Origin of the sequence: Kitasatospora sp. NPDC092948 (assembly GCF_044754805.1) — a bacterium.
Lineage (GTDB): Bacteria > Actinomycetota > Actinomycetes > Streptomycetales > Streptomycetaceae > Kitasatospora.
Map to the genome: position 1 here is coordinate 1 of NZ_JBIVPU010000009.1, position 19,325 is coordinate 19,325.

The following is a 19,325-nucleotide window of genomic DNA, read 5'->3' on the forward strand; positions in this document are numbered from 1 at the left end:
GTCACGCTCCCCGCGACCAAACTCGCCTACAAGCAGATGGCCAACCGCCTCGACAAGACCGGCGACGGCCGCGCCCCCTTCATCAAGCAGCGCCTGGGCACGATCACCGACGACATCGGCGGGCAGATCGACGTCAACTACTCGGCCGCGGCCTGCGACTGGAACGCGCTGCCGACCCCGCAGTCGAACACCACCCGCTGCTTCCCGCAGATGTACCAGGCCTCCGACGAGACCCCGGTCACCACGGAGTGGTTCAACAAGTACGTCGTCGAGTCGGTCATCGGCACCGACCGCACCGGCGGCGCGCCCGACATGGTCACCCGCTACAGCTACCTCGGCGACGCCGCCTGGCACTTCGACGACGAGGACGGCCTCACCAAGGAGAAGCTCAAGACCTGGTCCCAGTGGCGCGGCTACGCGCAGGTGCGGGTGCAGACCGGCGGCAACGCCGCCATGTCCACCCAGGCCGACCACTGGTTCCTGCGCGGCATGGACGGCGACCGCAACAACCCGTCCGACAAGAACGGCAAGCGCACCGTCACCGTCAACGACGGCCAGGGCACCGTCCTGACCGACGACAACGCCTGGGCCGGCGTCGAATACCGCTCCGAGCAGTACGACAAGCCCGGCGGCGCCGTCATCGGCAAGAGTGTCAGCACCCCCTGGAAGAAGCAGACCGCCGAGCGCGTCCGCGACTGGGGCACCACCACCGCCAACTTGACCGGCACCGCCACCACCCGCGTCTTCGTGTCACTCGACAAGGGCACGGGCAACAACTGGCGCGAGACCCGCACCAACACCACCTACGACGGCTACGGCCGCCCGGTCACGGTCGAGGAGCTCGGCGACACCGCATTGACGGGTGACGAGAAGTGCACCCGCACCACCTACGCCGACAACACCGGCGCCTGGATCCTCACCGGTGTGATCCGCACCGAGACTGTCGCCGCGAACTGCTCGGCGACTGTCGACCGCACCACCAAGGCCGACGGCACCTCCGCCGTCCTGTCCGACGTCCGCTACCGCTACGACGGTCAAAACTACGGCTCGGCGCCGACCAAGGGCGACGTCACCCTGACCCACACCCTGAAGTCGGTCACCGGCAGCAACGCCACCTACCTCGACGCCGCAGCCTCCTACGACGTCTACGGTCGCAGCCTGGTCACGACCTCGCTGCCTTCGTCCACCGTGTTCGACACCGCCGGTGCGGGCAACCCGGTCACCACGGGCCTGCCCAACCCCCGCTCCACCACGACCGCCTACACCCCGGCCACCGGTCGGCCCACCAAGTCCACGGTGACGACCCCGCCTGCCACCGTCGGCAACGCGGCCACCACCCAGGCCACGACCACTGATTACGACCTGCTGCGCGGCCAGGTGGTCGACAGTGTCGACGCCAACAACCGCCGCACCGACGTCGCCTACGACGCGCTCGGCCGCACGCTCAAGGTCTGGGACCCCAGCCGGTCCAAGGCCAACGGGCAGACGCCCAACCAGGAGTACGTCTACGCCGTCGCCGACGGCAAGATCACCTCGGTGGCGACGAAGACCCTCAACGAGGACGGCTCCCAGCAGACCTCGTACGCCCTCTACGACGGCTTCTCCCGCGCCCGGCAGACCCAGGCACCGGGTTCCGACGGCGGCCGGATCCTGACCGACACCTTCTACGACGAGCGCGGCCAGGCCGCCAAGTCCTACGCCTCCTACTACGCCGCCGGCGCCCCCTCGGGCACCCTGCGCAGCGTCGACGACACCACCGGCGTCGAGACCCAGACCAAGCAGGAGTTCGACGGCCTCGGACGGACCGTCAAGTCCACCGTGCTGGCGGGCAACGGCGTCGGCACCCCGCTGACCACCACGCTCACCGAGTACGCCGGCGACCGCGTCACCGTCACCCCGCCCACCGGCGGCACCCCCACCACCACCGTCATCGACGCTGCTGGCCGGGCCGTGGAACTGCGCCAGTACAGGTCGGCCACCCCCACGGGCGCCTACGACACCACTGCCTACGGGTACGACCCGGCCGGCAACCTCAACAAGGAGACCGGCCCCGACGGCACCGTCTGGACCTGGACCCGCGACCAGCTCGGTCGGGAGGTCAAGGCGGTCGACCCGGATCTCGGAACCACCGTGTCGATCTACAACGACCGGGGCGAGATCACCAGCAGCACCGACGGGCGCGGCAAGACCATCGCCAGCGTCTACGACAACATGTCGCGGCTGCTGGAGACCCGTGACGGTTCGACGACCGGTCCGCTGCTGACCTCCCAGGCCTGGGACCCGGCCAACAACAAGGGCCAGCTGTCCAGCAGTTCGCGCTACAGCACGGTGAACGGCACGACGTACGAGTACAAGACCACGTACACGTTCTTCGACACCCTCGCCCGCCCGACCCGCACCACCACCACCATTCCGTCCGTCCCCGGCCAGGAGGCCCTTGCCGGCACCTATCTCACGGGCGCCATCTACCGACTCGACGGCCAGATCGGGTCCTTCACCTACCCGGCTGCCGGCAACCTTGCCGGTGAGACCGTCTCATTCACCTACGACGGCCTGCACCGGCTCACCGCCATCGGCGGCGCGAGCACCTACCAGACCGGGCAGACCTACAGCCTCACCGGCAAGCCGCTGCAGACCACCCTCTCCAACGGCACTGCCAACAAGCAGGTCTACGTCACCAACTCCTACGAGTGGGGCACCCAGCGCCTGGCCTCCAGCCGCACCGACCAGTACGGCATCGCCACCCCGGCCCGGGCCGCCGCCTACACCTACGACCAGGCCGGCAACGTCACCTCCGTCACCGACACCTCCAGCTCCGGCACCGACCGGCAGTGCTTCGGCTACGACTACCTGGCGCGCCTGACCGAGGCCTACACGCCCAACACCGGTAGCTGCACCGCCCCCAGCGGCACCCAGCTCGGCGGCCCCGCCCCCTACTGGACCAGCTGGACCTACAACACCAACGGCACCCGGGCCACCGAAACCCGGCACGACACCGGCGGCAACACCGCCCAGGACGCCACCACCACCTACACCTACCCCGCCGCCACGGCCGCCCGGCCGCACAGCCTCACCTCCACCAGCACCATCACCGGCGGCGCCGGCACCCCGGTCGTGGAGACCTACGGCTACGACAGCGCGGGCAACACCACCAGCCGTGGCCTCAAGCCCGGCGCGAACCGGACCAGCGACCAGGCGCTGACCTGGAACACCGAGGGCAAGCTCAGCCAGGCGGTGACCACCAACAAGACCGGGGGTACCACCACCGGCACCGCAACCACCGACTACCTCTACGACGCCGAAGGCAACCGCCTGATCGGCCATACCCTCGACACCGCCAACTCGGCGGCCGAGAACTGGACGCTCTACCTCGGCACCACCGAAATCAAGCTGGTCAAGGGCGCCGCCAAGGCCACCGCCACCCGCTACTACTCCGTCAGCGACGGCACCGCGGTCCGCACCGACGACAACAAGCTCGTCTTCCAGATCGCGGACCATCACGGCACTGCCGTAGTCGGCATCGACGCCACCACCGACGCGGTGAGCCAGCGTCGCTCGCTCCCGTTCGGCGCCACCCGCGGCACCGCGCCCACCACCTGGGCCGGCACCCGCGGATTCCTCGGCGGTACCGACGAGCCCACCGGCTTCACCCACCTCGGAGCCCGCGACTACGATCCCGCCACCGGACGCTTCATCAGCGTCGACCCGTTGTTCGCCTCGGGTGATCCGCAGTCTCTGGCCTCCTACACCTACAGCAACAACAACCCGCTCACCCTCAGCGATCCCAGCGGAGAGCGCCCCGACGGTACCTGCGGTGGAAATGGTCAGTGCCGCACCCCCGAAGGCCAGCTGGTGCACGACTACTGGATTCCCACGTCGAGTGGATGGGAGGTCGTCACCGAAAAGAGCGACCGCGGCGTCCTGCCCGGAGGCGTCAAGGTAACGCCGAGCAGCGACTTCCCGACGCTGCTCGCCAAGACGAACAACAACCTGCGGATCATCCAGAAGAACCACACCACCTTCGGTGAAGACCCGAAATTCGACTACCACGAATATGTTGCAGCAGCGCTCAATGCGTGCCAGGAGATAAAGAGCTGCAAAAATTCGGATACCTACAACGAACTGTACGACAAGCTCCTCAACTGGGAGCTGGAGAACTTTGCCGGCATGGGCGAGGGCAGCGGAGGAGTCGGCGCCTTCAATGGCGGAGGCGTCATCGCACAGGTCTCGTCCAGGACCGCCAAGAATGTAGCGGAGAAGGAGGTAAACTCCGGCGCTGCCGTCAGCAGTAAGCTGGAGAACAGCCGTCTGAATCTCTCTGTGGCCGGGCCGAACGGAGAGAAATTCCCGCTGCCGACGGGAGGCGCCGGAACTCCCACCAACAACGGAAAGGGGAAGGCATACAAGATCCCTGACGGTACGCAGGGTCTCGACCCCCGAGTTGTGGAAGTCCGCGTCATGGACCCGGTCACGACCGGCCGCTACCACTACCCGAAGGGGTATGTGGTATATATGAACAAGGATGGCCAGGCAGTGAACCCGGCCAACGGCCGGACGGTCGCCAGGAATAGCCCCTACAATCACCTCTCCCTCGACTGATGACGATAGAAGAACTCCTGTGGGGCAGCGCTCCGGTACCAGTTGTACCTGCCCCAGAAATGAATCCTCTTGCCGAGGACGATGCGCTCCAGGAAGCGCAGTTGATCGACCTCCGCGTGCACGCTCTCTCGTCGACCGCCGCCCTGCTGTTCGAGCTGCGGACGGCGTTGCAGTTCGACACGGGAAACGCTGCTGTTCTGATCGTCCGTGGCTTGGAGAAGTCCGAGTGGCGGCCGGGTGGAAGGCGCGATGGGAAGACGGCATGGAGCGTTGTCGGAAGCACGGTGCGAACCGGGTCGAGGTCATTCGGAATTGAAATCGACCTCTACCCCAACGCGAAGGTGGAAGTTTCGGGAGCGAGTGCCGAATTCTACGTTGTCGATGTCCCGGGAATCAGCGAAGCTCCACCTGACTACTCCCTTGAAGGGGAAGAGTTCATGAGGAGTGACCTGCCCGGATGGGATTCGCCGTTCTCGCTCCTCCAAGCATCCCGACTGGAGGAGAACAAGGGCTAGCAGGAGATGGAAAGCCCCGCCGGAAGGCGGCGGTTTCCAGGATTCGTTGCAACATGTGGCCGATTGTCCAGGCCGCAATGAGTCTGCGCAGGCGCCCGGCCGGGGTCTCCCGGCCGGGCGTTTTTGCGTGGGCGGCCGTGCCGTTGAGTTCGGCAGGCAGCGACGTGGACCAGGTCCTCCGAGGTGTGGGCGGACAGGCCGGCACCCCTGGGGGGCTGCCGGAGCAGTCCGTTCGTTCGTGTTCTCGTCCGAGCCATGCTGCCAGGGGCCGGACGGGTGATGATCAGGTCGCCTTCCCAATGCCTGGGACCTGCGCGGTCGTTCGCCTCCGCCGGGTGTTCGCTGATCACGACCATCGGGGTGGCGAACCTGGGCTGGCGGCAGCAGTGAAACTGACGGATCGTCGACACCAATCTCCGGGTCGGGAAGCAGCGACGCAGCGGCCGCCGCTCGCCCGGAGGGGACGAGGAAGCCGGCACCTCCCGTGCACGCGGAGGTGCCGGCTTCCGGCTGTCGAGCTGGTGGTGTGAGGACAACCGGTCCGTACGGCCGACGGGTTGCGCGAAGGGGTGAGCGTTTGGCGCGTCACCGCTGAGCCGGGCGGCAGCCCGTCGAGGCCGTGTCCGCGGTCTGTGAGACGGTCTGCCACTTCCCTCTTGCATTCGGGGCCGTGGCAAGGTCCGCCGCGAGATCTCCGGTGCCCTGCGCGCCCGGCCGGGCTCGGGCCCGGCCGGGCCCGAGCCCGGCCGGGCTCGGCGCAAGTCGCACCGGCATGCCAACTGCGATGCGAAGCCTTGGCGGTTGTCGCCGTCTCGACGGTGCTGTCTGTCAGGCGGTACGGGCGTTGGGGGAGGTGGTGGCCGCTTCGGCGTGGCGGGTGAGGACGAGGCGGGCCAGTTCGGGGGCGGCGCCGAGGACCGGGGCGAGGTGGTCGGCGGCTGCGGCTGCGGCTGCGGCGGCGGTGGCGATGCGGTCCGGGAGGAGGCCCGGGGCGAGGAGGTAGGGGGCGACGGCGGTGGTGTGGACGGTGGGGGTGTGGCGGAGGGTGGTGAGGGCGTCCGTGACGGTGGGGGTGGTGGCGGAGGCGTAGGCGGTGGTGACGGCGGCCCAGCCCCGGGTGCGTTGCCAAGTGGCCGCGATGGCGCGGGTAGTGGCGTTGGCTGCCGGGTCGGAGGAGCCGGCGGCGGCCAGGACGATGCCGGTGCGGGCGCGGACGGCCGGGTCGGTGACGTCGAGGCCGGTCTCGGCGAGGCGGCGGTCGAGGGCGTCGAGGAGGAGAGGGGACGGCCCGAGGACGTCGGCGACGGGGATGGCGGAGCCGGCGGCGCGGAGGGCGGCCGGGATGTCGTGCTTGGCGTGGAAGGCGCGGTTGAGGAGGAGGGGGACGGCGATCGCGTCGGTGAGACCGGGGGCGACCTGGGCGATGCGGGGGGCGCAGTGGTCCAGGTAGGCGGTGGTGACGGGGAGTTCGGGGCAGAGGACGCGGATCGCGTCGGCGAGGGCCTCGACGGTGGCGGCGTGGCGGGGGTCGCGGGAGCCGTGCGCGAGCAGGAGGAGGGGGCGGACGGGTGCGGCGCCTGCGGGGTGCGAGCGGCGGGTGGGGGTGGGCGTTGTATGCGGCTGCGGCAGGTCGTCTTCCGCTGCGCGCAGTTCCCCGCGCCCCTGACGGGGCTGGTGTTCGCCTGCGGGGTGCGCGGCGTGGGTGGGGGTGGGCGCGGTGCGCGGCTGCGGCAGGTCGTCTTCCGCTGCGCGCAGTTCCCCGCGCCCCTGGCGGGGCGCGGGGTTGCGGGGCGTCAGGTCGCTGCGCTCCCGACGAGGCGCAGGGCTCCCGGGCGTCAGGTACCCGCGCCCCTGGTGGGGCGCAGGGGTCTCGGGCGGCAGGGGGGTGCGCTCCTGGCCTGGGGTGGAGGGGCGGAGAGCCATCGGTGTCAGCGGGTGGTGACGAGGAGGCCGCGGCTGCGCAGGACGCGGCGTTCGAGGGGGGAGAAGAAGAGGAGGTCGATGGCGACGCCGACGGTGAGGATGAGGAGGATGCCGAGGAGGACGCCGGACATGTTGGTGAACTCGCGCTGGTTCTCCAGGTAGCGGCCGAGGCCGAGGCCCAGGTCGGGGGAGGAGGCGATGAGTTCGGCGGCCATCAGGGAGCGCCAGGAGAAGGCCCAGCCCTGCTTGAGGCCGGCCAGGTAGCCGGGGAGCGCGGCGGGGAGCAGGATGTGGCGGGCGCCGCGCAGGCCGGTCGCGCCGAGGGTCTGGCCGGCGCGGAGGAAGATCGGGGGGACCTGGTCGACGCCGGCGATGAGGCCGTTGGCGATGGAGGGGACGGCGCCGAGCAGGATGACGGCGTACATCGCGGAGTTGTTGATGCCGAGCCAGATGACGGCGGCGGGGACCCAGGCGACCGACGGCAGGGACTGGAGGCCGGAGAGGACGGGGCCGAGGGCGGCGCGGACCGGCTTGACCTGGGCGACCAGGAGGCCGATGGGGGTGCCGATCAGGACGGAGAGCAGGAAGCCGGACAGGCCGCGCCAGACGCTGGTCCAGATGATGGAGAACAGCGTTCCGGCGTACCAGAGTTCGGTGAGGGAGTGCCAGACGTCGGCGGGGCTGGGGAGCTTGTCGGGGGTGGTGAGGTGGAAGCTGTAGGCGAGCTGCCAGAGGACCAGGACCAGGGCGACGCCGAGGACGGGCGGGAGGACGGTGCGGCGCAGGACGGTCGCGAACGGCGGACGAGCAGTGTGAACGGTTTCGAGGGCGTCCAGGCCGGCGCCGACGCCGGCGGAGTCGTCCGAGGCGGAGGTGGGGAGGGTCTCAGTGCTGGACATGGCGGCGGATCTCCCCACGCAGTTCTTCGGTGATCTCGATGGACAGATCCGCGACCCCGGCGGATTCGATGCGGCGCGGCTGCGGCAGGTCGATGCGCCATTCGCGGGCGATCCGGCCGGGGCGGGAGGAGAGCAGGACGACGCGCTGGGCGAGGCGGACGGCTTCGCGGACGTTGTGGGTGACGAACAGGACGGCGAGCTGCCGTTCGGCCCAGATGCGGGTGATCTCGTTGTGCAGGACGTCCCGGGTGATGGCGTCGAGGGCGGCGAACGGCTCGTCCATCAGGAGGACTTGGGAGCCCTGGGCGAGCGAGCGGGCGAGCGCGACGCGCTGGCGCATGCCGCCGGAGAGCTCGTGGACGCGCTTCTTGTAGGAGCCGCCGAGGCGGACCAGGTCGAGCAGGCGCTCGGCCTCGGTCTGGCGGTCGGCCTTGGCCACGCCCGCGAGCCGGAGGGCGAGTTCGATGTTCTTGCCGGCGGTGAGCCAGGGGAACAGCGCGTGGTCCTGGAACATCAGGGCGGGGCGGCCGCCGGGGACCTCGATGGTGCCGGAGGTGGGGCGGTCGAGGCCGGCGACCAGGTTGAGCAGGGTGGACTTGCCGCAGCCGGAGGCGCCGAGCAGGGTGACGAACTCGCCGGGGGCGACGGTCAGGTTGATGTCGTCCAGGACCGGGGCGGCGGTGCCGGGGCGGCCGAAGGTCTTGTGCACGTGCGAGAGCCGGACGGCGAAGTCGCCGTCCGGGTGGTCCGCGCCGGGGGCGTCGGGCGAGGTGGTCAGTGCCGTGGTCACGGGCACCTCCTGCGGGTGTGGGCCGGGCAGGGCAGGGAGAAGTTCGTGTCCGGGGTCCGCCCCGCGCCCGCCCGTTGAGTGGGCATCGAGTGGGCGGGCGCGAGGCGGAACCCGGGGCCTGGAGGGGCTACCGGGGGAGGGGCTACTTGGCGCCGAGGCCGGCGTCGGAGACGGCGGGCTGTCCGGCGGCGGCGAGCACCTTGTTGAGCAGGCTCAGGTCGTAGATCCCGGCCAGGTTGGGCTTCTTGAGCAGGCCGGCGGTGACGGCGTGCTCGGCTTCGGCCTGCAGGGTGCCCGCCAGCGGGTCGTCGATGAAGTCGATGTCCTGCCACGCCGGGTCGAGGATCGCGGCGTCCAGCGCGTTGCCGGCGTCGGCCTTGATCTGCTCGTTGGCGACGGCCTTGGCCTGGTCGGAGTTGGCCTTGATCCAGGCGTTGGTCTTCACCGAGCCGCGCAGCACGGCCTCCACCACGTCGGGGTGCTCGGTGAGGAACTTCTGCGACACGATGATGTTGGTGATGACGAACTTCTTGTCCGGCCAGACGTCCTTCTCGTTGAGCAGGACCTTCGCGCCGAGCGTGACCAGCTTGGACGCGGTCGGCTCGGGGACCCAGGCGCCGTCGATGGAACCGGACTTGTAGGCGTCGGGGGTGACCTTGTTGTCGCTGCGGATCACCTTGACGTCGCCGTCGCCGGTGTTCGCGTCGACCTTCAGGCCCTTGCCGGCGAGGTAGTTGAGCAGCGCGACGTCCTGGGTGTTGCCGATCTGCGGGGTGGCGAGCCGCTTGCCCTTGAGGTCGTCGACCGAGGTGATCTTCGCCGGGTTGACCACCAGCTTGACGCCGCCGGAGGCCGAACCGCCCACGATCTTCAGGGACTTGCCGCCGGACTGGGTGTAGCCGTTGATCGCGGGGGAGGGACCGATCCAGCCGATGTCGATCGAGCCGGCGTTCAGCGCCTCGATCTCCGCGGGGCCGGCGTTGAACACCTGGGTCTTGATCTGGGTGCCGCCGAGCTCCTGCTGGAAGATGCCCTGCTTGAGGCCGACCAGCGCGGTGCCGTGGGTGAGGTTGGCGAAGTAGCCGATCTTCACGGTGTCGGCGGAGAGCTTCGCGCCGGACGCGGCGGGGGCGGCCGAGGCCTTGTCGTCGCTCTTGGAGCCGTACGAGCAGGCGGTGAGCAGGCCGGCCGTGGTGAGGACGGCGACGGCGGCGACGGCGGCGCGTCTGATCCGGCCGGCGGTGGGGCGGGCGTGGGTATGGGTGGGCAGGGCGCTGGGTGCCATGAGAGGTGTCCCGTTTCGTGGAGAAGTGAAGGTGGAGATGCCTGACGGGGGTCGGGCCGGGCCGCCCGGCCGTACCTGCTGTGGACAGGTCGGCGGGTCGGGCCCGGTGACAGGAGCTCAGCGCCCCTGTCCGCCCCCACATCGCGTCAGGCCGCCCTGGCCGCTGCCGAGGACGCCGCTGCCGATGCGGCCGCCTTCCTTGTCCATGCCCGAGAACGCCTCGCTGGGCATCAGACCCAGTCCTCCTCAGTGGAAGCGTCGGTGGTGCTGACGACGGTGTCGAACGCCTCGCCCGCCATGCCGGCGGTGAGCGTGGTGCCGTCGGCCGGGTCGATCAGGATGAACGAGCCGGTGCGGCGGTTGTCGCGGTACGGGTCGAGGGCCAGCGGCTCGGCGGTGCGCAGCACCACGTGGCCGATGTCGTTGACGCTCAACCCGTCGGGGGCGGAGCGCTGTTCGAGGGTGTCGATGTCGATCCGGTAGGAGATCTCCTTGACGAGCGCGCGGACGGTGCGGGTGGTGTGCTTGAGCAGCACCTTCGCGCCGACGTGCAGCGGACGCTCGTTCAGGTGGCAGACCGTCGCCTCGATGTCCTTCGAGGGGACGGCCGTCGAGCCGGCGGCGATCAGGTCGCCGCGGGAGATGTCGATGTCGTCGGCGAGGCGGACCGTCACCGACTGGGGGGCCCAGGCGATGTCGGTGGCGACGCCGAGTGCGTCGATCGCGGCGACGGTGGTGGTGTGGCCGGAGGGCAGCACCGTCACCGGGTCGCCGACCCGCAGCACCCCGGAGGCCAACTGGCCGGCGTAGCCCCGGTAGTCGTGGTGCTCCTCGCTCTGCGGGCGGATCACGTACTGCACGGGGAACCGGGCCGGCTCGACGCTGGGGTCGGAGCCGACGGGGACGGTCTCCAGGTGCTCCAGCAGGGTCGGGCCGCCGTACCAGTCCATGTTCCCGGACGGCTCGACCACGTTGTCCCCGGCGAGCGCCGAAATGGGCACCGCCACCACGTCCTTGACGCCCAGTGAGGCGGCGTAGGCGGTGAACTCCTCGGCGATGGCCGCGAAGACGGGCTCAGCGTAGTCGACCAGGTCCATCTTGTTGACGGCGAGGACGACGTGCGGGACGCGCAGCAGGGCGGCGACCGCGGCGTGCCGGCGGGTCTGCTCGACCACGCCGTTGCGGGCGTCGACCAGCACCACGGCGAGTTCGGCGGTGGACGCGCCGGTCACCATGTTGCGGGTGTACTGCACGTGCCCGGGGGTGTCGGCGAGGATGAACCGGCGGCGGGCGGTGGCGAAGTAGCGGTACGCCACGTCGATGGTGATGCCCTGCTCGCGCTCGGCGCGCAGGCCGTCGGTGAGCAGCGCCAGGTCGGGCGCGTCCTGGCCGCGGCGGCGGGAGGCGTGCTCGACGGCCTCCAGCTGGTCGGCGAGGACCGACTTGGAGTCGTGCAGCAGCCGGCCCACCAGGGTGGACTTGCCGTCGTCGACGCTGCCGGCGGTGGCGAAGCGCAGGAGGGAGGTGGCACCCCGCTGTTCGAAGATCTGGGCGGTGGTCATGCTTAGAAGTACCCCTCGCGCTTGCGGTCTTCCATGGCGGCCTCGGACAGCTTGTCGTCGGCCCGCGTCGCGCCGCGCTCGGTGAGGCGGCTGGCGGCGATCTCGGCGATCACGGCCTCGATGGTGTCGGCGTCGGAGTCGACCGCGCCGGTGCAGGACATGTCGCCGACGGTGCGGTAGCGCACCAGGCGCTTCTCGACCGTCTCGCTGTCCTTCGGGCCGCCCCACTCGCCAGCGGTCAGCCACATCCCGTCGCGCTTGAACACCTCGCGCTGGTGGGCGTAGTAGATCTCCGGGAGGGCGATGTTCTCCCGCTCGATGTACTGCCACACGTCGAGTTCGGTCCAGTTGGACAGCGGGAAGACCCGGACGTGCTCGCCGACCGCGTGTCGGCCGTTGTACAGCGACCACAGCTCGGGGCGCTGGCGGCGCGGGTCCCAGGCGCCGAACTCGTCGCGCAGCGAGAACACCCGCTCCTTGGCGCGGGCCTTCTCCTCGTCGCGCCGTCCGCCGCCGAACACCGCGTCGAACTTGTTCGACTCGATGGCGTCCAGCAGCGGCACGGTCTGCAGCGGGTTGCGGGTGCCGTCGGGACGCTCGCGCAGCACGCCGCGGTCGATGAAGTCCTGGACGGAGGCGACGTGCAGGCGCAGGCCGTGCTGCGCCACGGTGCGGTCGCGGTAGTCGATGACCTCGGGGAAGTTGTGCCCGGTGTCGACGTGCAGCAGGGCGAACGGCACCGGCGCGGGCGCGAACGCCTTCAGCGCCAGGTGCAGCATGACGATGGAGTCCTTGCCGCCGGAGAACAGGATCACCGGCCGCTCGAACTCGCCCGCGACCTCGCGGAAGATGTGCACCGACTCGGCTTCCAGGGCGTCCAGGTGGGACAGCGCGTAAGGGCTGTCGTCGGCCTGGACCGGGCGCTGCGTGGTGACGGTCATGCGAGGCCCCTCTCGGTCAGGAAGGCATGCAGTTCGGCGGCGGACTCGGCCACCGTGCGGCCCTGCGTCTGCAGGCGCAGCTCCGGCTTCTCCGGCGCCTCGTACGGGTCGTCGACCCCGGTCAGCCCGGAGATCTCGCCGGCCGCCTGCTTGGCGTACAGGCCCTTGACGTCCCGCTCGGAGCAGAGCTCGACCGGGGTGGCGACGTGGATCTCCAGGAACTCGGTGCCGTTCGCGGCGTGCCGCTCGCGCACCGCGGCGCGGGAGTCGGCGAACGGGGCGATCACCGGGGCGAGGACCTTGACGCCGTTGGCGGCGAGCTTCTCGGCGACGAAGCCGATCCGGGTGACGTTGGTGTGCCGGTCCTCGCGGGAGAACCCGAGGCCCTTGGAGAGGAACTCGCGGATCTCGTCACCGTCCAGCACCTCGACCCGGTGGCCCTCGGCGCGCAGCCGCTCGGCCAGCGCGAACGCCAGCGTGGTCTTGCCGGCGCTGGGCAGGCCGGTCAGCCACACGGTGGCGCCGCGCTCGCTGCCCGCTGCCGGCGTGTCGGCGGTGGTCACGGTGGTTACTCCTGACGGTCGGTGACGGTGGAACAGATGGATCAGAGGTGGATGCCGCACTCGGTCTTGCCGGAGCCCGCCCAGCGGCCGGCCCGGCCGGCCTCGCCCTCGCCGGGCTTGGCGGTGCAGGACAGCGGCGAGCAGCCGATCGAGGTGTAGCCCTCCCACAGCAGCGGGTTCAGCAGCACCCCGTTGGCCTGCACGTAGGCGTCCACGTCGTCCTGCGTCCAGCGGGCGATCGGGGCGAGCTTCACCTTGCGGCGCTTGGCGTCCCAGGCCACCACCGGGGTGTTCGCCCGGGACGGCGACTCGTCGCGGCGCAGCCCCGTCGCCCAGGCGTCGTACGCCCCCAGGCCTCGGTTCAGCGGCTCGACCTTGCGCAGCGAGCAGCACAGGTCGGGGTCGCGGTCGTGCAGCCGCGGCCCGTACTCGGCGTCCTGCTCGGCCACGGTGAGCTTCGGCGTCAGCGTGATCACGTTGACCGGCATGGTCGCGGCGACCGCGTCCCGGGTGCCGATGGTCTCCGCGAAGTGGTAGCCGGTGTCCAGGAACACCACGTCCACGCCGGGCAGCACGGTCGACGCCAGGTGGGCGACCACCGCGTCCTCCATCGAGGAGGTGACGCAGAACCGTTTGCCGAAGGTGTCGGCCGCCCACCGCAGGATCTCCTGCGCGGGCGCCTCCTCCAGCTCACGGGCCGCCCGGGCGGCTGCCGCCTCGTAGTCAGGTGCGGTCGTCATGGACGGTCCCCCCGTCGGAAGTCGACAACAGGCCGAGGAACTTCAGCTGGAAGCCCCGGCGGCAGGCCCGGCACTCCCAGGCTCCGTGGCCGCTCTCGGACGGGCGCAGGTCCTCGTCCCCGCAGTACGGGCAGTAGAACGGTGCGGCGCGCTCACTCATGAGAGCTGCTCCTCGCTGGCCCGGACCGCCCACTGGGCGAAGCGCTCGCCGTCCTGACGGTCCGCCTGGTAGCGGGTCAGCAGGCGCTCGACGTAGTCGGGCAGTTCGTCGCTGGTGACCTTCAGGCCGCGGATCTTGCGGCCGAACGCGGCGTTCTCGAAGCCGAGCGAGCCGCCCAGGTGGACCTGGAAGCCCTCGACCTGCTGCCCGTTCGCGTCGGTGACCAGCTGGCCCTTGAGGCCGATGTCGGCGGTCTGGATGCGGGCGCAGGCGTTCGGGCAGCCGTTGATGTTGATGCTCAGCGGCTCGTCGAACTCCGGCAGGCGGCGCTCCAGTTCGTCGATCAGGGTGCGGCCGCGGTCCTTGGTGTCGACGATCGCGAGCTTGCAGTACTCGATGCCGGTGCAGGCCAGCGTGCCGCGCCGGAACGTCGACGGGGTGACCCGCAGGTCGAGCGCCTCCAGGCCGGCCACCAGCGAGTCGACCCGGTCCTGCTCGACGTCCAGCACGATCAGCTTCTGCTCGACGGTGGTGGCCAGTCGGCCCGAGCCGTGCTCGGCGGCCAGGTCGGCGATCTGCTGGATCAGCTTGCCGTTCAGGCGGCCGACCTTCGGCGCGAAGCCGACGTAGAACCGGCCGTCGCGCTGCTGGTGCACGCCGACGTGGTCGCGCCACTGGCCGGTCGGCTGCTCCGGGCCCGGGCCGTCCGTCAACTCGCGCTTCAGGTACTCGTCCTGGAGGATCTGCCGGAACTTGGCCGGGCCCCAGTCGGCGACCAGGAACTTCAGCCGGGCCCGGTTGCGCAGGCGGCGGTAGCCGTAGTCGCGGAAGATCCCGATCACACCGGCCCACACGTCCGGGACGTCCGCCATCGGCACCCAGGCGCCGAGCCGGACGCCGAGCTTCGGGTTGGTGGACAGGCCGCCGCCGACCCACAGGTCGAAGCCCGGGCCGTGCTCGGGGTGGACCACGCCGACGAACGCGATGTCGTTGATCTCGTGGACCACGTCCAGCAGCGGGGAGCCGGAGATCGCGGTCTTGAACTTGCGCGGCAGGTTGGAGTACTCGGGGTTGCCGATGTACTTGCGGTTGATCTCGTCGATCGCCCAGCTGCCGTCGATGATCTCGTCGGCGGCGATGCCCGCCACCGGCGAGCCGATCACCACCCGCGGGCAGTCGCCGCACGCCTCGGTGGTGGACAGGCCGACCGCTTCCAGCTTCTCCCAGATCGCCGGGACGTCCTCGATCCGCACCCAGTGGAACTGGACGTTCTGACGATCAGTCACATCGGCGGTGCCGCGCGCGTACTGCTCGGACGCCTCGCCGATGGCGCGCAGCTGAGCGACGGTCAGCTGACCGCCGTCGATGCGCACCCGGAGCATGAAGTACTCGTCCTCCAGCTCGTGCGGCTCCAGGATCGCGGTGCGGCCGCCGTCGATGCCCTGGCGGCGCTGGGTGTACAGACCCCACCAGCGCATCCGGCCGCGCAGGTCCGCCGGGTCGATCGAGTGGAAGCCCGACTTCGAGTAGATCGTCTCAATGCGTGTCCGCACATTGAGACCGTCGTCGTCCTTCTTGAACTGCTCGTTGGCGTTCAGCGGGGTGTAGTGCCCCATCGCCCACTGGCCCTCACCGCGGTGGCGGGTCACCTTGCGGGCGGCGGGGCGGGCCGCGACGGCGGCGCCGGCCTGAGGCTCGTCCGGTTCGGGAGTGCGGGCCATGGTGTCAGTCCTTTGAGCGGTTCGGCAGGTGCGGGGGTGCTGCGAAACCCGGGCGTGCCCCGCTCCCACCTGCGGATTTCAGCAGGCGGAGGGTGGGTGACGCTGGGCCGGGAGAGGTGGTGCGCGCATCCGCGACGGCGGGGATGGGCGGGCAGGGCGCCGGTGCGGTGGCGGCGTGCGAGTGGGGCTCAGGTCACCGGACAGATGGCGCTGGACACGCGAAGGAGGTCGACGTGGAGTCGGCCAACTAGGGTGGTTCCGGCGCTAGACATGGCAAGAGATTCGCACGGCGGGCGACTCGCGGTCCACTGTCGTCCGAATCCTGGACCTCCGTGTATCGCATTTCGGGACAGTGGGGATACCGGTGCCGCTCCGCGCCCTGCGGTCCGTCAGTTCCCGGCGGCGGCGCATCGGTCCGCCGGTGCGGGCCGATACCGTAGGGGCGTGCAAGCAGCAGGCAGTACTCCGCATCCACCCGGAGGGACCGGGACGACCGCCGACCGGCCCTCCCGCCGCCGCGGCGGACGCCGCCGCGCCGCAAAGCGAACCACCTGGTACCGCACCCTGTGGGCGCTGGTGAAGGACACCACCAACACCTGCGTCGAGTACCGGGTCACCGGCCTCGCCGCGGAGGCCGCCTTCTTCACCCTCCTCTCCATCCCGCCGCTGCTGCTCTGCCTGGCCGGCACCCTCGGCTACCTCGACGACATCCTCGGCGCCGGCACCATCGTGCGGCTGGAGGCGGACATCGTCTCAGCAGCCGGGACGGTGCTCTCACCCAGCTCCATCGACCAGATCGTCCAACCGCTGCTCACCAGCGTCTTCGACAACGCCCGCCCCGACCTGATCTCGCTCGGCTTCCTGCTCTCGCTCTGGTCCGGCTCCCGGGCGCTGTACATCTTCATCGACACCATCACCGTGATGTACGGCCTCGACGGCAAACGCGGCCTGGTCAAGACCCGGCTGATGTCGCTCGGCCTCTACCTCGGCGCGCTGGTGATCGGCTCGCTGGTGCTGCCGCTGCTGGTGGTCGGGCCCGGACTGCTGGTCAACACCTTCCAGGCCTGGGCCGGAGTGATCAACTCCCTCTACTGGCCCGCCGCGATCCTGCTGCTGATCGTCTTCCTCACCACCCTCTACCACGTGGCCGTCCCGGTCAGCACGCCCTGGCGCGAGGACATCCCCGGCGCGCTGGTCGCCCTGCTGGTCCTGGTGGTGTGCAGCGTCGCCCTGCGGGTCTACCTGGTCAGCTCCGTCGAGGGCCCCTCGGTGTACGGCTCGCTCGCCGCGCCCGTCGCCGTCCTGCTGTGGATCTTCGTGGTGGCGCTCGCCGTCCTGATCGGCGCCGCGATGAACGCCGCCATCGACCGCCGCTGGCCCGCCGTCGAGACCGCCGACGCCCGCGCCGAGGTCGAACGCCTCACCGAGGACGCCGCCGTCCAGCGCGGCCGCGAGGCCGCCGCCCGCCGAGCCGCCGAACGCGCCGAACGCACCCGCCAGTTCGGCCTCGCCGAAGGCCACGAGGACGACCTCTTCGAGGAGGAGGACGACGACGAACCGGTGCCCAGCGAGTACCCCGAGCGGTGGGCCTCCTTCCTGCCGCCGGACGACGTCCGCCGCCGGCTCAGCCGGATCCGGCACCGACGCAAGTAACAGCGGCCGCGATCGAGCCCCGCCCCGGATCGACGCCCGGGACGGGGCTCTCGTGTCTCACCTCATCGGATCCGCTCCGTCGGTGCGCCGCCGGCGACGAGCAGCGCGTGCACCAGCGAACCGGCGAGCGCCGCCGCGGTCGGCGTTGCGTCCGGCGCTGTGGCCGGTGCTGTGGCCGGCGCTGCGCTCGGTGCTGCGCTCGGTGCTGCGTTCGGCACCGCGTCCGCCAGGCGGATGGTCAGTGCGCCGCCGCGGAAGCGGATGTGCACCGATCCGTCCGGGCCCGGCACCGCGAGCACCGCGCAGCCGGGGTGGCGCCGCCACAACTCCTCGGCCGCCTCCGGGGCCCCGCCGTGCAGCACGTCCGCCAGGTGCCGCACCTGCGGCGGCTCGTCGACGCCGGCCGCCACGTGCCGGTCGTACCGGGGCCGGGCGCCGGGCGCTCCCGGAAGTTGGACCGTCACCCTCACTGCCATCGGGTGCCTCCCGTCAGCGGGCCGGGCAGCGGAAGCGGCGGCTCGGTGGGCGGGTAGGCGGGCTCGCCCAGGTTCAGCACCCGGTACAGCAGCCGCCGGATCCGCGGCAGGAACTCGCCCGGCTCCGAGGAGATCCGCGCGCCGATCTCCGCGTACGCCTCCGGCCGGTACATCCGGTCCGCGTACGCGAGCTGCCCGGCCAGCGGGCGCGCCGGATCCAACGCCGGTGCGGTCAACGCGAGTTGCATGCCCGGCGAGCGCGGGTTGACGTCCCGGTGCGGGAAGCGGGCCAGCAGGATGCGGGCCCGGGTGAGGGCCGCGTACAGCGTCACCGAGCCGTGGTCGCCGATCACGTAGTCCGCGGCGACCAGCATCGGCCGCCAGTCCACCTCCTGCGTCACCAGCGCCACCGACCCGCCCGACATCCCGTCCACCCACCGGCGGACCTGCCAACGACCGTGCCCCGCCGACACGTTGGGGTGCAGCACCAGTGCGGTGCGGAACCGTCCGGCGGGAAGCTCCCGCACCAGGCGCGGCAGCAGTGCGTCCAGCCGGCCGAACACCGAGCTCGGCCCCCAGGTCGAGCAGAGCAGCACCAACTGTTCCCCTTCCGTCAGCCCGAGCGCCGCCCGGTACTCGGCCCGTCGGGGCAGCGCCGCCACGATCCGGTCGTGGTCGCCGTCGCCCACCACCTCCGCCACCGGCAGTACCTCCGGGCAGGTCCGCGCCAGCTCCGTCAGGTCGTCCCGATGCGGCAGCGCGTACGCCGCCGCGACCGGCCGCCCCTCCCACAGCAGGTACTCCCGGCTCAGACCGGCCACCTGCCGCTCGTGCTGCGCCGTGCCGGTGCCGGTGCCGGTGCCGCCCTGGTCCCGGGCGCCGGTGATCGAGCCCACCGGCGGCAGCGCGCGGGTCAGCCCCACGTGCCCGGCTCCGTGCGGCAGCCGCACCAGCGGGCCGCGCAACTGCTCGATCCCGCGCGAACCGGCCGCCAGGATCAGGTCGAACTCGGTCCGCACGGCCTCGTCCCACGGCACGACCGTGCCGCCGAGCCCCATCAGGAATGCGGCCACCCCGTCGTTGAACGCGTGCGGCGCGACGGTGAAGACCACCTGCACCCGCAGATCCGATCCCAGCAGCTCGCAGAGTTCGCGCAGCCGCCGGCCGTACACCTCGGTGTGCACCACTGCCAGCACCCGCTTGCAGTCGGGCAGAGTCGCCCATGCCACGAGGCATCCCCCCTCTGGTCGGTCCCGGCCTCCCAACCGGACGGCGATGCCCCGTGCACCGCCGCAAGACAGGGATGTCCGGGCGCGGTGGTGGGACGGCTGGAGAACCCTTGCGGATCCTTGCGGAACCCTTGCTTCAAGTTCCTTGCGGTACAAGGGAGTTGGATTCTTTCGCCGGACGGGGTGGAAATTCGGTGGCGGCCGGGGCGGGCGAGTACTAGCGTGGCCCGCGCCGATCGAGGGCACCCCAGGGCGGGGTGCGCGAGGCG

16 protein-coding genes are annotated in these 19,325 nt (G+C 70.9%); 3 read left to right on the forward strand and 13 right to left on the reverse strand.

Translation table 11 applies throughout. The features are described from left to right. A partial coding sequence (locus ACIQF6_RS24240; RefSeq protein ID WP_400898374.1) for an RHS repeat-associated core domain-containing protein occupies positions 1-4,599 on the forward strand: 4,599 nt, incomplete at its 5' end. Next, positions 4,599-5,114 carry a hypothetical protein gene (locus ACIQF6_RS24245; protein WP_400898376.1) on the forward strand — a complete coding sequence of 172 codons (516 nt, stop codon included), beginning with the start codon at positions 4,599-4,601 and terminating at the stop codon, positions 5,112-5,114. The genes ACIQF6_RS24240 and ACIQF6_RS24245, both read left to right, overlap by 1 nt. An 828-nt stretch (positions 5,115-5,942) precedes the next feature. Here the strand turns inward: ACIQF6_RS24245 and ACIQF6_RS24250 are convergent. The 11 genes from ACIQF6_RS24250 to ACIQF6_RS24300 form a co-directional block, all read right to left on the reverse strand. Then, positions 5,943-6,665: a sirohydrochlorin chelatase gene (locus ACIQF6_RS24250; RefSeq protein ID WP_400898849.1), complete on the reverse strand. Its 723-nt coding sequence runs from the start codon at positions 6,663-6,665 to the stop codon at positions 5,943-5,945. 377 nt (positions 6,666-7,042) lie between these two features. After that, positions 7,043-7,936: an ABC transporter permease gene (locus tag ACIQF6_RS24255; protein WP_400898378.1), complete on the reverse strand. Its 894-nt coding sequence runs from the start codon at positions 7,934-7,936 to the stop codon at positions 7,043-7,045. Further along, positions 7,923-8,714: an ABC transporter ATP-binding protein gene (locus ACIQF6_RS24260; protein WP_400898851.1), complete on the reverse strand. Its 792-nt coding sequence runs from the start codon at positions 8,712-8,714 to the stop codon at positions 7,923-7,925. The genes ACIQF6_RS24255 and ACIQF6_RS24260 overlap by 14 nt, the downstream gene beginning before the upstream one ends. Positions 8,715-8,868: 154 nt before the next feature. After that, positions 8,869-10,011, reverse strand: a complete 1,143-nt coding sequence (locus ACIQF6_RS24265; protein ID WP_400898380.1) for an aliphatic sulfonate ABC transporter substrate-binding protein — start codon at positions 10,009-10,011, stop codon at positions 8,869-8,871. A 230-nt stretch (positions 10,012-10,241) separates the two neighbouring features. Next, positions 10,242-11,573: a sulfate adenylyltransferase subunit 1 gene (locus ACIQF6_RS24270; protein WP_400898382.1), complete on the reverse strand. Its 1,332-nt coding sequence runs from the start codon at positions 11,571-11,573 to the stop codon at positions 10,242-10,244. Between the two features lie 2 nt (positions 11,574-11,575). After that, positions 11,576-12,514, reverse strand: a complete 939-nt coding sequence (gene cysD / locus ACIQF6_RS24275; RefSeq protein WP_400898384.1) for a sulfate adenylyltransferase subunit CysD — start codon at positions 12,512-12,514, stop codon at positions 11,576-11,578. After that, entirely contained in the window at positions 12,511-13,077 is a 567-nt protein-coding gene (cysC, locus tag ACIQF6_RS24280) for an adenylyl-sulfate kinase (RefSeq protein WP_400898386.1), read from the reverse strand. The genes cysD and cysC overlap by 4 nt, the downstream gene beginning before the upstream one ends. A gap of 41 nt (positions 13,078-13,118) precedes the next feature. Continuing rightward, positions 13,119-13,817, reverse strand: a complete 699-nt coding sequence (locus ACIQF6_RS24285) for a phosphoadenylyl-sulfate reductase (protein WP_400898388.1) — start codon at positions 13,815-13,817, stop codon at positions 13,119-13,121. Then, on the reverse strand, positions 13,801-13,977 hold the full coding sequence (locus ACIQF6_RS24290; RefSeq protein ID WP_400898390.1) for a hypothetical protein: 177 nt from the start codon (positions 13,975-13,977) through the stop codon (positions 13,801-13,803). Before ACIQF6_RS24290 ends, ACIQF6_RS24285 begins: the two co-directional genes overlap by 17 nt. Further along, positions 13,974-15,698, reverse strand: coding sequence for a nitrite/sulfite reductase (locus ACIQF6_RS24295; RefSeq protein ID WP_400898392.1), 1,725 nt, complete (start codon positions 15,696-15,698; stop codon positions 13,974-13,976). Before ACIQF6_RS24295 ends, ACIQF6_RS24290 begins: the two co-directional genes overlap by 4 nt. A 188-nt stretch (positions 15,699-15,886) precedes the next feature. Next, positions 15,887-15,970, reverse strand: a complete 84-nt coding sequence (locus ACIQF6_RS24300; protein ID WP_318264789.1) for a putative leader peptide — start codon at positions 15,968-15,970, stop codon at positions 15,887-15,889. Positions 15,971-16,274: 304 nt separating this feature from the next. Here ACIQF6_RS24300 and ACIQF6_RS24305 point away from each other — a divergent pair, with 304 nt between their 5' ends. Further along, on the forward strand, positions 16,275-17,351 hold the full coding sequence (locus tag ACIQF6_RS24305) for a YihY/virulence factor BrkB family protein (protein ID WP_400898394.1): 1,077 nt from the start codon (positions 16,275-16,277) through the stop codon (positions 17,349-17,351). Positions 17,352-17,413: 62 nt separating this feature from the next. Here the strand turns inward: ACIQF6_RS24305 and ACIQF6_RS24310 are convergent, their stop codons facing one another. Together ACIQF6_RS24310 and ACIQF6_RS24315 are read right to left on the reverse strand one after the other, a co-directional pair. Next, the gene (locus ACIQF6_RS24310; protein ID WP_400898396.1) at positions 17,414-17,827 is read right to left on the reverse strand and encodes a hypothetical protein; all 414 of its coding nucleotides are present in this window, start codon (positions 17,825-17,827) and stop codon (positions 17,414-17,416) included. Then, a complete protein-coding gene (locus ACIQF6_RS24315) occupies positions 17,818-19,056 on the reverse strand; it encodes a hypothetical protein (protein WP_400898398.1) in 1,239 nt (412 codons plus the stop codon). Before ACIQF6_RS24315 ends, ACIQF6_RS24310 begins: the two co-directional genes overlap by 10 nt. Between the last annotated feature and the right edge of the window lie 269 nt (positions 19,057-19,325).